At 42.3% G+C, this 13502-nt stretch carries 13 protein-coding genes; 10 read left to right on the forward strand and 3 right to left on the reverse strand.

Features of this window, described 5'->3' with window-relative positions; all coding sequences use genetic code 11:
- Positions 1-840, forward strand: coding sequence for a sulfide/dihydroorotate dehydrogenase-like FAD/NAD-binding protein (locus J2128_RS04720; RefSeq protein ID WP_209689949.1), 840 nt, complete (start codon positions 1-3; stop codon positions 838-840).
- Between the two features lies 1 nt (position 841).
- On the forward strand, positions 842-2191 hold the full coding sequence (gltA, locus tag J2128_RS04725) for an NADPH-dependent glutamate synthase (protein ID WP_209689950.1): 1350 nt from the start codon (positions 842-844) through the stop codon (positions 2189-2191).
- A 296-nt stretch (positions 2192-2487) separates the two neighbouring features.
- Here the strand turns inward: gltA and J2128_RS04730 are convergent, their stop codons facing one another.
- Complete coding sequence (locus tag J2128_RS04730) at positions 2488-3552, reverse strand: hypothetical protein (protein ID WP_245323309.1); 1065 nt, start codon at positions 3550-3552, stop codon at positions 2488-2490.
- A gap of 60 nt (positions 3553-3612) precedes the next feature.
- Complete coding sequence (locus J2128_RS04735) at positions 3613-4785, reverse strand: tubulin/FtsZ family protein (protein WP_209689952.1); 1173 nt, start codon at positions 4783-4785, stop codon at positions 3613-3615.
- Between the two features lie 489 nt (positions 4786-5274).
- Between J2128_RS04735 and J2128_RS04740 the strand changes: the two genes are divergently transcribed.
- The 8 genes from J2128_RS04740 (at position 5275) to ndk (ending at position 11663) form a co-directional block, all read left to right on the forward strand.
- Positions 5275-6504 carry an NAD(P)/FAD-dependent oxidoreductase gene (locus J2128_RS04740; RefSeq protein ID WP_209689953.1) on the forward strand — a complete coding sequence of 410 codons (1230 nt, stop codon included), beginning with the start codon at positions 5275-5277 and terminating at the stop codon, positions 6502-6504.
- The gene (locus J2128_RS04745; protein ID WP_209689954.1) at positions 6501-7205 is read left to right on the forward strand and encodes a dolichyl-phosphate beta-glucosyltransferase; all 705 of its coding nucleotides are present in this window, start codon (positions 6501-6503) and stop codon (positions 7203-7205) included. The genes J2128_RS04740 and J2128_RS04745 overlap by 4 nt, the downstream gene beginning before the upstream one ends.
- Positions 7202-8170, forward strand: a complete 969-nt coding sequence (locus tag J2128_RS04750) for a lysylphosphatidylglycerol synthase transmembrane domain-containing protein (RefSeq protein WP_209689955.1) — start codon at positions 7202-7204, stop codon at positions 8168-8170. The genes J2128_RS04745 and J2128_RS04750 overlap by 4 nt, the downstream gene beginning before the upstream one ends.
- Positions 8167-10194 (forward strand): DUF2298 domain-containing protein, encoded by a 2028-nt coding sequence (locus J2128_RS04755; protein WP_245323311.1) that lies wholly within the window; start codon positions 8167-8169, stop codon positions 10192-10194. Before J2128_RS04750 ends, J2128_RS04755 begins: the two co-directional genes overlap by 4 nt.
- A gap of 226 nt (positions 10195-10420) precedes the next feature.
- Complete coding sequence (gene rpl7ae, locus J2128_RS04760; protein ID WP_209689956.1) at positions 10421-10789, forward strand: 50S ribosomal protein L7Ae; 369 nt, start codon at positions 10421-10423, stop codon at positions 10787-10789.
- 11 nt (positions 10790-10800) lie between these two features.
- Positions 10801-11007: a 30S ribosomal protein S28e gene (locus J2128_RS04765; RefSeq protein WP_209689957.1), complete on the forward strand. Its 207-nt coding sequence runs from the start codon at positions 10801-10803 to the stop codon at positions 11005-11007.
- Between the two features lie 3 nt (positions 11008-11010).
- Positions 11011-11202, forward strand: coding sequence for a 50S ribosomal protein L24e (locus J2128_RS04770; protein ID WP_209689958.1), 192 nt, complete (start codon positions 11011-11013; stop codon positions 11200-11202).
- Between the two features lie 11 nt (positions 11203-11213).
- Positions 11214-11663, forward strand: coding sequence for a nucleoside-diphosphate kinase (gene ndk, locus J2128_RS04775; protein ID WP_209689959.1), 450 nt, complete (start codon positions 11214-11216; stop codon positions 11661-11663).
- 300 nt (positions 11664-11963) lie between these two features.
- On the opposite strand, the gene J2128_RS04780 is transcribed toward ndk, so the two are convergent.
- Positions 11964-13430: a TrkH family potassium uptake protein gene (locus J2128_RS04780; protein WP_209689960.1), complete on the reverse strand. Its 1467-nt coding sequence runs from the start codon at positions 13428-13430 to the stop codon at positions 11964-11966.
- Between the last annotated feature and the right edge of the window lie 72 nt (positions 13431-13502).

The following is a 13502-nucleotide window of genomic DNA, read 5'->3' on the forward strand; positions in this document are numbered from 1 at the left end:
TTGGCATATGAAGTGAAAAAGGCATCGAAGATTGCCGAAAATATATTTGAATTCTGGATAAACGCCCCGCATGTTTCAAAAAACGCCAAAGCAGGACAGTTTACCGTAATAAGAATAGATGACAAGGGAGAAAGAATTCCTCTCACAATATCCGGCGTAAAAGGCGACCATATCAGGGTCGTCTTTATGGCAGTCGGGAAAACGACAACACATCTTTCGACACTAAAAGAGGGAGACTTCGTAGAGGATGTTGCAGGACCACTGGGTCACCCGAGCGAAATTAAAAAGTGGGGAAGATGTGTCCTCATAGGCGGAGGTGTCGGCATCGCATGTCTTCCTATACTTGCAAAAGCCCTTAAAAGCACAGGTAATTACGTAACCGGAATAATCGGTGCAAGAAATGAAAAGCTGCTGCTTTTGGAAAAAGAGCTTGAAGGAGAATGTGATGAACTTGTAATCTGCACGGATGACGGAAGCCGCGGCCATCACGGTTTTCCTGCAGACATTCTCAAAAAGAAACTTGAAGATGAAAAAATCGACTGCGTCTGGATTATTGGTCCTGCTATAATGATGAAAATTACATCAATGGCGACAATTCCGACCAAAACAAAGACATTTGTAAGTTTAAACCCGATTATGGTGGACGGCACGGGGATGTGCGGCTCGTGCAGGGTCACAGTCGGAGGAGAAACAAAATTCGCATGCGTCGACGGACCGGAATTCGACGCACACCTTGTCGACTGGAACGAGCTTATGAACAGGCAGAGAATCTACCCTGAGCAGGAAAAGAAAGCTCTTGAGAACTTCAGCGAACATGTCTGCAGATGCGGGGAGAACTAAAATGAGCAAAAGAGAGGCTGAAGAAAGAGTCAACGACTTCAGCGAAGTCGACGAGGGTCTTTCCGAAGTTAATGCGGTTCTGGAAGCCTCAAGGTGCATGGAATGTGTACGCCCTTCATGTGTTAAGGGCTGCCCGGTAAACATTGATATCCCGGAATTTGTCGCCGCAATTGCAGCACATGATTTCAGAAAGGCTTCAGAGATAATAAAATCAGAGAATATGCTTCCGGCAATATGCGGACGTGTATGCCCGCAGGAAAACCAGTGCGAGGGGAAATGTGTCCTTGGCAACAAAGAGAAACCTGTCAGGATAGGCGCCCTTGAAAGGTTTGCCGCAGACTGGGAACGCAAAAACGGAATTGTAACACCTGATAAGAAAAAACCGACAGGAAAAAAGGTTGCAGTGGTAGGATCGGGCCCTGCAGGAATTACAGCGGCAGCGGAGCTTGCACGCCAGGGCCACAGTGTCACGATATTTGAATCGCTTCATGCTCCCGGCGGAGTTCTTACATACGGAATTCCGTCATTCCGCCTTCCGAAAGATATTGTAAAGACCGAAATCGATCAGGTGCTCTCACTCGGCGCTGAACTTAAGCTGAACTACATAGTCGGAAGAAGTGTAACAACAGATGAACTTCTCTCATTCGATGCAGTGTTTCTCGGGACAGGTGCAGGACTGCCTTCTTTCATGGGAATAGAGGGAGAGAACCTGAACGGAGTCTATTCAGCAAATGAATTCCTCACCCGTGTAAACCTCATGCACGCCGACAGGTTCCCGGAATACGACACGCCGTTAATCAAAGGGAAAAAGGTTGCAGTGGTCGGCGGCGGCAACGTCGCAATGGACTCGGCACGCGTTGCAAAAAGAATGGGTGCCGAGGTTTACCTTATATACAGGCGCCGCGAGGAGGACATGCCTGCAAGAAAGGATGAAGTTGCAAATGCTGTTGAAGAAGGGATTAAGTTCTACTGCTGTGCAAACCCTGTGAAAATTCTTGGAGAAAAATTTGTTACAGGTGTTGAATGTGTAAAGATAAATCTTATAGATTCAGATGAAAGCGGCAGACCGCGTCCTGTTCCCGCTGAAGGAAATGATGCCACATTTACTCTTGAGGCAGACGTGGTTATTGAGGCAATCGGCCAGAGCCCAAACCCTCTCCTTGTATCACTTATGAAAGACCTTAAGAGGGGAAAGAAAGGAAACGTCATTGCCGATGAATGCGGAAGAACTTCCATCCCCGGTGTTTTCGCTGGCGGAGATATAGCAACCGGTGCTGCAACCGTAATAGAAGCGATGGGCAGTGCCAAAAGAGCAGCAGCAGCAATAAACAAATATCTGGAACAGCAATAAAATAAAAAATAAAATAATTTTTTAAAGAATTTCAGATTTTTAATTCATATCAAAACTTTTTATAGTGAATCTAATCCTTCCGGATAACTGATGGCTTAAACCCTTTACTTTATTCATCCCCCAGTTCATGTTAAAATATTATCACCGGGACTGGTAATAGTAACATAATTCAGTGAAATATTTACTGTCAATAAAGAGAATCTCCAACGTCTTCTTATCTACAGATTGTATTAATCTGAACTAAAAACAGGCAGTGAAAAAATATTAAAAAATAGTTTTAGTTTTTGTAATTGTTGTTATCCCAGTTCATCCCATGAAGTGTAGCGTCTGTAAATAACAATTCCTACTATCGCCACAACAATGATTATACCAATTATAAGAAATATTCCGGCACCGCCGATATCAGGAATTATACCTTTACTTACCTCTTCATATATAGACTGGGCGGTTTCAAGAGCCTCTTCTGCCTTTGAATTTGAGGTGTCTGCAAGAGTGTATGCCTGAGCATAGTTCCCATTATTAATCATAGATTGTGCAGAATTCAGAGAAGACTGCGCGGACTCAAGCTTCGTCTCTATATTTATTACCCTTGCATCATTCGTCATACTCCGGTTTACCTTAAAGTCAGTGACATAGAATGATACACTGTTAATAGTGGACTGGGCATCATCAATTTCCTTCTGTGCCCATGCCTTGTTAAGGAGTGTTTCACCGTCTTTTATCAGCGTCTGGGCTTTAGACAGGAGTTCGTTGGCATCGGAATATGAAGCCGTTGCAGCCTGGGTGTATAGTTCCTTTGCAGAATCGTATTTAGACTGCGCGGCTGTTGTGTCTACACCGGCAACTAATTTATCCTCAAGCTGTGATTCAAAATCACCCAGGTCACCTTTAACTATATTGCTTAGTTTGTCTATATCATCGGGATTTACGACCAGTCTCTCTTCTGTATACTTACCGGAAGACACTATATTTCCGTTTCCGTCATACTGTGTAATCTGGACAAATGTGATATTGCCTGTACTTGTTACTTGAGGAACTTTCCCTTCCAAAGTGTAACTTATAGTAACCTCATTATCATCAGAAGGATAATCAAGAAGATAACCTGAAATATCCAAGGTTTTTCTGGTGACCTCGTTTTCTTCTCCGTGATCATTTACTTTTACAGTATACACCCATTTCGGGTCTTCCAGTTCTGTTATGGCCTCAAGTGTATGAGCATCCGGAAATGTGTCATCACCGCTGCTTGCAAGCTTAACTTCAGCTTTTACGATGACATTGTCACCGGGTGCATATGAAGTCTTATCGGGTATGACTTTAACCACCGGCTTATCAAAATTTGCCGCAGATGCTGCACTAACCAATAATAATACAAAAGTTATCAATACCAAAAAGAATATCTGTTTCTTCATATCTTACCTCTCTCACTCAAACAGCGGATCTATTTCTTCGTCGTCAAACATTGTTACGCGACGTTCTTTGGATTTTATGACATCATCTTTAGTTTCTTTTGCAATCTCCAGAAGCTCCCTTATACGTGGTGCATCCCCGATCGTTGCAAGAACTACAACCGCTGCTATTTTGGAACTTTCTGTCGGGTAATCTCCACCTCTTACCTCAACACCGGCAATGTTTTCTTCAACCCATGATTTGGATTTTTCAACACCCTTTCTGTCCATCTCATCAGGAGGTCCTGCTATTAATACCAGTGCACGCTCAGCAGTTGTATAATCACACGGCAGAGTCAGACGCCCAAGCATTGCACGCCTGACAAGACCTATAACCTTTGCAGATTTATCCTCTCCAGTCAGAACTTCTTCTGCAGAATCCTTCTTTTTTACAGAAAGACCCCCCAGGAATCCTCTCTTCTGCTTAACGCTCTTAGTGACTTTTTCGCTGATTGCATATCCTACCGAGCTCACACCGCCGCCGCGCAGGGTATTGATAATCTCACTGGAATCCACAACCATTTCTCCGACACCTGTTCTTCCGACTTCACCTGCGCGGAAAAGAACACCGAAACGCCGGACTATTTCATCATTAAGGCGTTCATATGCGGACCTTACGCTTTCTCCCTCATTTTTCCAAGCACTGTTATCAAAAATAAATGTATTATCCGCCTCATTTACAAGGGTTGAAAGACTTCTTGCAGCATTATATGAATAAAGTCTGCCCTCTTCAGGAGCAGGCAGTATACCCAATGCGTACACAGGTTCACGGTAGATACGCTTAAGATGACGGCACAGAACCGGTGATCCTCCGGAACCTGTTCCACCTCCAAGACCGGCGCAAACTACAAAAGCATCAATATCATGAGTTCCTCTTGTATCAATCGTATTGATGATGCTGTCAATCTCATCTGCCGTGATTTTGGCTCCGGTTACATTGTCTGTACCTACACCATGACCTTTAACAACAGTCTGGCCAATAAGAATGCGATCACGCAATTCTATATTTCTAAGACCCATAAGATCGGTTCTTGCAGTATTCACTGCAATTCCTCTAAAGCTTCGGACCGGGGCTCTCTTATCCTGTTCCATGAACATATCTACTATTTTGCCCCCGGCCTGGCCAAATCCAATGAAAAAGACTCTCATTTAACAAAACACCATCCAGTGGAGTGAAGATTATTTTTCCCGTTACTTCAGGATATAAAAATGTATTATTTCATTACTTCAAAAACTTTCTTATGTTTACGTAGGAAATCCAGAGTCAGAAGAGATGAACCTCTTAATTTCTCATACGACGAAAATTTCAGAGAAATTATGATTTTAATATGCAAAAGTGATTGACAATGCAGATATAGGAAAATATTGTTCATTAATTAAACAAGTCTTAAAGTAAATCTTAAAGTGAAATTTTGCGTTTGAAACAAAGACTACCTTAAAATCTAATCAACATGAATTTCTGGTGCAACTTAATGCCACCATTCTATTTTACACAATTCCCCAGTTAAGGTGTACAATTTTTTTCACCGCAGGATCCATTTGCCAACCAAGACAGTTTCTAAGTCCATGTAATATTCATGCTTCTCCTGTTCTTTACAATCACAAATATGAAATGGTCTGTGATAAAACATAATATAAATGGATATCTGCATAATAGGTGGTGGACTAAGCGGCCTGTCTGCGGCATACGCTCTCAGGGATAAATCAAACATAACTGTTCTTGAAAAAAAGAACAAAACAGGAGGCTGTCTTTCTTCGTCTAAAGCCGGTAAAGGATACATAGAGGATTTTTATCACCATTGCTTTTCCGGTGACACCAATCTCTTTGAACTTGCAGAATCGCTGGGAATCATTGGTGAACTCGAGTGGCTTTCTGGAAGCACAGGTTACTATGTGAACAATAAAATATATCCTCTTACAACTCCGTTGGAAATCCTCAAATACCCATACCTTTCTGTAAAAGACAAAATAAAACTTGGAATTCTCACTTTGCACTCAAAAAAATATGATGTAAACGGTCTTGATGACATCTCGGCAAAGGATTTCATAGTTGAAAAATGCGGCATAAGTGTATATGAATCCTTCTTTGAGCCACTGTTAAACAGCAAATTCGGCGATATCAGGGGATCTGTCTCAGCTGCATGGCTTATATCAAGAATTGCCATTAGGTCTGACAGAAAAATAAGCGGGGAAAAACTTGGATACTTCAGAAACGGTTATAATTCTCTTACCGAGAAACTGACTCAGAAACTTAAGGATTCCGGATGTATAATTGAAACAGGAAATGCGGCTGAAAAAATAATACATACTGATTCTGGATGGGAAGTAAACGGGACACACTATGATGCAGTGCTGTCCACAATAAATCCTTCATATCTTGAAGATATAGGCGGGCCAAAAATAGGTGACATCCCCTACCAGGGCGCTGCATGCATGACAATAGGTCTCAAAAGAGAAGTCACAGAAGGAATATACTGGCTTAATATGAAAGACAAAGCACCATATGGTGCAGTAATCGGCCATACAAACTTCGTCCCGCAGGAAAGATACAATGAGCATATAGTATATCTTGCCTCATACTTTACCGGAATACCACCAGAAGGTCTTGAAAAAGCGATGATCGACGATTTCAGCAGTCGCTTTAAAGTCAGAAGAGATGAAATAAACTGGTACAGACTCAACATTGACGAATCAGCAGGGCCGGTTTACGTAAAAGGCTATAAAAAACTGATTCCTGAATATGAAAAGGACGATCTTTTCCTTGCAGGAATGTTTTCTCTTCCTAACTACCCTGAAAGAAGCATGGAAGGATCAATTGTCGCTGGAAAACATGCCGCATCAGAAATTATAAGGAAATATAATCTATGAAAAAAAACGAGATCAGCGCAGTTATACCAGTATATAACGATAAAAAATCACTGGAGTCTGCGATCCCGGTATCTCTTGCCACCCTTGAAAAAATAACCGATTCTTTTGAGATTATAATTGCCGAGGACAACAGTAGTGACGGCAGCAGGGAACTTGTCGAAGAATGGGGAAAAAAAGACCCACGTGTAAAACTTCTTCACAGTGATGAAAGGCAGGGCAGAGGAAATGCCCTGAACAAGGCTTTTACGTATGCCGGGGGAGATATAGTCTGCTATTATGACGTGGACCTCGCCACAGATATGAATCACCTGAAAAAGCTTATAGAGTCCATAAAGGAAGGTGCCGACATTTCCACAGGGTCACGTCTTCTTCCCGACAGCGATATAGTAAGGACAAAAAACAGGGAGATTGCAAGCAGGGGATACAATAAACTGGTAAGAATAATCCTGAAAAGCAAAATTCATGACCACCAGTGTGGGTTTAAGGCATTCAGAAAAGAAAGTCTCATGAATCTTATACCTTCTGTTTCTGCCGGGCACTGGTTCTGGGATACTGAAATTCTTATAAGAGGTCAGCGTGCCGGCTATAAAATATACGAATTTCCGGTACACTGGAAAACCGGAGAGGGGACAACAGTCAGGTTCAGTGATATATTTTCCATGGGATCAGATATCCTGAAATTGTGGTGGCAGCTCAGATGAATTTCAAAAAAGCCGGAGCAATTATTATCCCGACATTAATTGCCGCCGGAATTCTTGCCTATATGCTGTGGCGCGTTTGGGACGATCTTATTGTTGCACTGCAGACGGCTGTACTCTCATATCTTATTGCCGCTGTTTTTATCTGCGTGGCGGCATGGTTTTTGAGAGGTCTGAGATACCAGTATATCCTTAAAAAACTTGAGGTCTCAATAAATCTATGGAAGTCCACGGCATGTATATACATTTCGCAGACTGCAAACCTTGTAATTCCCGCAAGGCTGGGAGATCTCGTCCGCCTTGTTATTTTAAAGCACGAAGCAGATGCCACTTACTCTAAAGGGCTGTCCTCGCTTGTTGTTGAAAGATTTTTTGATATTATTGTCGTAGCATTACTCGGTGCAGCTGCAATGCCTTTTGTACTCAACGTCCCCGGGTGGTTTTCAACTGTTATAGCAGTATCATTGATATTCTGCCTCTTGTTTATGATTCTCATAGGGCTTTTTGGGAATATCAAATCAGAGAACAAATACCTTAAGGTTCTTTTTAACCTTATTTCCGAGATCAAGCAGGCCTCACTGAACATTTCAGCCATATTTATTCTTGGGATTTCATCAGTTGTCATATGGCTTTTTGACTGCGTCATCTGCATGGTAATTGCAATGATGTTTAACGTGGATATCCCGTTCATCGTGATTGTCCTTGCAATCGTTATAGGAAATCTTGTAAAGGCAGTTCCTGTTACGCCAGGAGGTGTCGGCACATACGAACTTGCAGTTGCCCTGACACTTGAGATATCAGGAACAACAGCCGCAGTTGCAACTCTTATTGCAGTTATAGACCACCTCCTGAAAAATCTTGTAACCCTTGCAGGCGGTGTAATATCCATGTACCTGTTTGGAGACTGGGCTGTAGACCTTATGAAACGTGCTTTCTCAAAAGGAATTGACAAAGGAGAAATGATTTGACGGCAGTTCTGCAGCAGATATTCTCAGTGATTCTCTGGATCTTTATCCTGAAATTTCTCCAGATTTCCCTGTGGCCGGCTTTAAAAAAAGCTGCCGGAGACTTTTCATACGGCATATCTTATCCTGCATCAATTCTTTTATTCACGCTGATATCATGGTACTGCGGTCTCTTTCACCTCCCGGTATACCTGTCGCTTGTAATTTTCGTGGCTCTTTTTATTCATTACCTGCACAAAAAAGAGTACACAAAGCAGGAATTTTTAAAAAACATCAGGTGGGATGTTGTCTTCTTCCTGCTGTTTATTTTTATGCTTGAAGTTAGGTTCCTCAACCCGTCGATATCATATGCCGAGAAGTTCATGGACCATGCATTTCTTGCATCGATTATGAACAACCCTGTTATTCCTCCTGCAGACCCGTGGTACTCCGGGGGAAATCTTGATGTATACTATTATCTCGGACACTGGATATTCGGGGCTCTCGGAGACATTACTGGTATCAAATCAACAATTGTCTTCAATTTCATGCTTCCTACAGTCTTTGCGAATGCAGGAGTTGCACTATATGCATCCGGCAGGCTTCTCCTGAAAAAATATGACTGGCTGCCTCTTCTGACTCTTTTCATAGTAAACCCGGCATTTATTTATCACATCTTTCTTGGAGAAGGCATCCAGACTATAATGTGGGAAAGCACAAGGACTATTGACGGTGCAATAACCGAATACCCTATATTTTCAATGCTGTGGGGTGATCCGCACGCACATGTAATATCACTTTTTAACCAGGCGTTTTTCCTATTTCTGCTGACATATGTCTATATAAAATGGAACAAGCTTGATAATAACGAAAAGTGGGTTATGACTGCGCTTCTTTCGTTAAGCCTCGGATCAATGCCTCTCATAAACACATGGGATATTCTGGTGTACGCTCCGGTTATCCTTCTGTTCGGGTTACTGATATTCCTGAAAGAAAGAAAAGAAAACCCTGATAAGGAATGGATTAAAGCAGTTCCTCTCAGAATTCTTGTTGCGGCCCCGGCAATGGCAGTCCTGATATACCTCCCGTATTACCTAATGATGAATGCATCTGGAATAGAAGGAGTAGGGATTGTCGGTTCTCCTACAGAACCTGTGGCTTTTCTGCTCGTATACGGATTTTTCCTCGCGGTACTCTACCTGGAATGCCTAAAAGACCTTCGTGAAAAGCCCCATATTCTGGCGTTGTTTATTCCGTTTCTTCTTTTGGGATACATCGGCGCCGGGCTCTGCGCAGTTTTGGCTGCGGCACTGATTTCAAGAAAAAACAAGTCTGCGCAGGATATAATTGCGGCAATCGGTATGCTGATAATAATTTTTACCGAGACTGTCTACCTGAAAGATAATATGGGTGAGGAATACTTCCGGATGAACACTGTATTCAAGCTCTCCATTATAGCATGGATGATGCTCGGAATATCATCATTCGTGTATATAGGCAAATTCCTCGGGAATAAATACCCTGGCGAAATCCATCCTTTAAGCGGCAGAAAAAAATGCGCTGCCGCCGTAATGATTGTCGCGCTTTTTATGGTGCCTGTAATACTTCCGGATTTAAACTACGGCTACGGCGGAAAGACTCTGGACGGTTCAGACTGGCTGAAAAACTCTTATCCGTATGATTATGACGCCATACAGTTTTTGGAAGGACTTGGAGGAAATATATCAATAGTTGAGGCAGAAAACGGTGATTATACCTATTATTCAAGAATCTCGTCAATGACTGGTTACAACACGATTATAGGTATGCCGTTTCACGAGCAGATGTGGCGCGGGGATTCGGGCCTTGTCGGGGACAGGATGAGCGATGTCAGGCAAATTTATGAAAACACGGACAAATGCCTGAAACTTATGGAAAAATACGGCATGGACTATATATACGTAGGTACACCGGAAAAGGAAAGATATGGCATAAACCTTCCCTGCGAAGACCTCGAAGAAGTCTACAAAAACGACAATGTCACAATATATTCAATAAAAAAGTCATAATTATCCCGTCTGTATATTTAAAATTCAGGAGCAGATCTCAACAGATTTTATTTTATGATAAGACCTGAAAAGAAAGAAATTCAAAAACATTTATCAATTTTTATGATGAATTAATATAGCTACATCAATCGCTGACTGATGAGTGATGAAGGAGTAACTCTGATTCAAGAATATAAAAGAGCACGAAAATGCTTTTTTTACTCTTTGCTCCTGAATGAGGTGAGTTATGTCAAAAGTATATGCAAAATTTGAGGTTCCGGACGAAATCCAGAACAAAGCTCTTGAAGTCCTGGAACTTGCAAGAGACACAGGAAAGATTAAGAAAGGATCAAACGAAGCAACAAAGGCTGTTGAGAGAGGAACCGCACAGCTTGTTTTAATCGGCGGAGACGTTGAGCCAGAGGAGATTGTAATGCACCTCCCGGCACTTTGCGACGAGAAGCAGTGCCCGTATGTTATAATCAACCAGCAGAACGATGTTGGTGCAGCAAGCGGCCTGGAAGTAGGGTCAGCAGCAGCTGCAGTCGTAAAGTCAGGTAAAGCAAAGGAACTCCTTGACGAAGTAATCGGTCAGATCGCCGAACTCAGAAAGTGAGGTGACTGTTAATGGCAGATGCAACGCCGGCTGAAGTTATCGAGATTATTGGCCCGACAGGAATGCATGGAGAGGCTTTCCAGGTCAAATGCCGTATTCTGGATGGTTCAAACAAAGGAAGGATCATAACCCGCAATACCGTGGGTCCAATCCGCGAGGGCGATGTCCTTATGCTTATCGAGACAGAACGTGAAGCTAAGAAATTGTCGAGGCGCTGAAAAATGGTGGATACATACGTATGTTCGTTCTGCGGAGAACAGATAAAACCCGGGACAGGCAAGATGTACGTTAAGAAAGACGGGTCTATCTTTTATTTCTGCAGCTCAAAATGCGAAAGCAATTACCGGCTCGGCAGAGTCCCGAGGCGCGTACCCTGGACAAGTGCCGGACGCAAGGCTCTTAACAAGGAGTGAAACCGGAATCTATGGATCAGACATTTCTGATGATTAAACCCGACGGTGTTCAGCGCGGACTTATAGGGGAAATTGTTTCACGCTTTGAAAAAAAGGGCCTGAAGCTTGTCGCTGCAAAATTTGAGGTTTTACCTGAAGAAAGAGTCATGCAGCACTATGCTGAGCACAAAAACAAACCTTTCTTCCCGGGGCTCAAGTCATACATTATGAGTGGCCCGTGCTTTTTGATGGTCTGGGAAGGAAAGAACGTTGTAGCAATCACGAGAAGCATGATTGGTGCAACAAACCCTGCCGAAGCTCTTCCCGGCACAATACGCGGAGACCTCGGTGTTGAAATAGGGATGAACGTGATACACGGTTCCGACTCAAACGAAACTGCAAAACGTGAAATATCCATCCATTTCAAAGACGATGAAATCACCTCCTATGAAAGAGTAGACGAGAAGTATATCTACGAGTAAATCTTTCATCATGAACCAAAAGACCTTCCCGGATTAGGACTACCGGAAAGGAACATATTTTTGCTCTTTTTTAATTTTAATGAAATTTTCAGATCATATAACCCGTTGCTGATCTGTAGTTGTTTTTCTTAAACATCTGAAATTTAACCTACAGAATACCCCCTCATTTCCCGTTGTATATTGTAATCTCAAAACGAAGTAAACAGACCTTAAAAGTACTTATATAAAACTAAAAGTACTTTTCTTACAGATCCTTACTTTTCTGCCAGAAATATTTTTTTCAAGGATTATGCAATCCGGTTATTTCGACTGATTAAAACCTTTCACAAGACCCATAAAAAATACAATCACCGGCATAATTTCAAGACGTCCTATCCACATTGCAAATATAAACACAACCTTACTGTAAGGGCTCATCTCCGGAGAGACAAAACCTGTACTTATACCGTTGTTGCACGTTGCCGATACTATTTCAAAAACGATGTTGCTTGTGTCAACAGAAGGTGAGTCAAAGTGCATGACAAGAATAGAGGAGATAAATATTACAAGAAGATACAGAATTATGATAAGCATATTTTTGGAAACTTCCATTTCCGCTTCAAACTTTGGTATTACTTTCCCTCCATACCTGAACGGGACAATCACTTTTCCGCTTACAAAAGACCGTTTAAACCACCAGACAATTCCCCTGTACGCAAGAGCTGCACGTGAAAGCTTAATTCCTCCGGCAGTACTTCCGGATGAACCCCCAATCAGCATTAGAAGAATCAAAAAAAGAACAGTCACAGGTGCCCAGATGTTAGGCGATGATATCTGGAACCCTGTACTAGTAACACCTGCAACCGCCATGAATATCCCCTGTCTCATCGCAACGGCAAAGTCAAGATTGTTATAAAATAACAGATCAAGAGTTATTACAATAAAACCCGCCAGTATCAGCAAAAACAGAAGATGCGCCTGTTCATCGTGGAAAAAACTGACTTTTTTCTTGTGGTACATCAGGTAATAAATCTTAAAAGGAAGCGCTCCCGCTATCATTACCGGAATAATAAGCATTTCCAGAAGAGGATTGTTGTAATACAGTATTCCTGCTGAATGAACTGAAAAACCACCTGTTGCAATCGCAACCATAGCAATATTTACCGCGTCCCATATCGAAACTCCCGATATAAGAATCAGGAGAACTGAAAGAGCAGTAAGCATCATGTAAATCTTCCACATCTGAAGACCCTGCTGCACGACACTAGGCATAAAGGCCTCACTTCTTCCCTCTGAGCGGTAGAACCTGGAAGGATTAAGACCGGTCTTTGAAAGCATTAAAACAGTGAATGCAACAATCCCAAGACCTCCCAGCCACTGCATAAGGGATCTCCAGAAAAGAAGTGTATGGGGAAATGAATCGACATTGGGAATCATCGTAAGACCGGTATCAGTCCACCCCGACATAGCTTCAAACAAAGCGTCAAGGTAAGGCATTCCCATACCTATCCAAAAAGGCACAGCCCCAACAAATGCACATATAAGCCAGATTAGTGCAACTGAGAACAATGCCTGACTAAGTTTGGCTTCTTTTTTGTTCTCCGGAAGCATCAGGAAAAAAATTCCCAACAGGTAGAGTATAAGGGGAACAAGCGCCATAGGAAGGATCATGTCCCATTCCCTATAAATCAGAGCCACTATAAGGGGGACGCATGTACCCAGACTTATAAAGCGAAGGACATTACCCAAGTCATCGGCTATAACCAAAAACTGATCTATCCTGTTCATCCGCGATACCTTTCAACTGAAAACTCTTCTCTGCAACTAATATGTTTCTGCTTAATTATTCAAAAGCATCAT

The sequence above is a fragment of the Methanomicrobium sp. W14 genome, from assembly GCF_017875315.1.
GTDB lineage: Archaea > Halobacteriota > Methanomicrobia > Methanomicrobiales > Methanomicrobiaceae > Methanomicrobium.

Coding starts and splice junctions, on each gene's coding strand:
- gltA (WP_209689950.1), top strand. CDS start 842: ATGAGCAAAAGAGAGGCTGAAGAAAGAGTCAACGACTTCAGCGAAGTC.
- J2128_RS04735 (WP_209689952.1), bottom strand. CDS start 4,785: ATGAGAGTCTTTTTCATTGGATTTGGCCAGGCCGGGGGCAAAATAGTA.
- J2128_RS04740 (WP_209689953.1), top strand. CDS start 5,275: ATGGATATCTGCATAATAGGTGGTGGACTAAGCGGCCTGTCTGCGGCA.
- J2128_RS04745 (WP_209689954.1), top strand. CDS start 6,501: ATGAAAAAAAACGAGATCAGCGCAGTTATACCAGTATATAACGATAAA.
- J2128_RS04750 (WP_209689955.1), top strand. CDS start 7,202: ATGAATTTCAAAAAAGCCGGAGCAATTATTATCCCGACATTAATTGCC.
- rpl7ae (WP_209689956.1), top strand. CDS start 10,421: ATGTCAAAAGTATATGCAAAATTTGAGGTTCCGGACGAAATCCAGAAC.
- J2128_RS04765 (WP_209689957.1), top strand. CDS start 10,801: ATGGCAGATGCAACGCCGGCTGAAGTTATCGAGATTATTGGCCCGACA.
- J2128_RS04770 (WP_209689958.1), top strand. CDS start 11,011: ATGGTGGATACATACGTATGTTCGTTCTGCGGAGAACAGATAAAACCC.
- ndk (WP_209689959.1), top strand. CDS start 11,214: ATGGATCAGACATTTCTGATGATTAAACCCGACGGTGTTCAGCGCGGA.
- J2128_RS04780 (WP_209689960.1), bottom strand. CDS start 13,430: ATGAACAGGATAGATCAGTTTTTGGTTATAGCCGATGACTTGGGTAAT.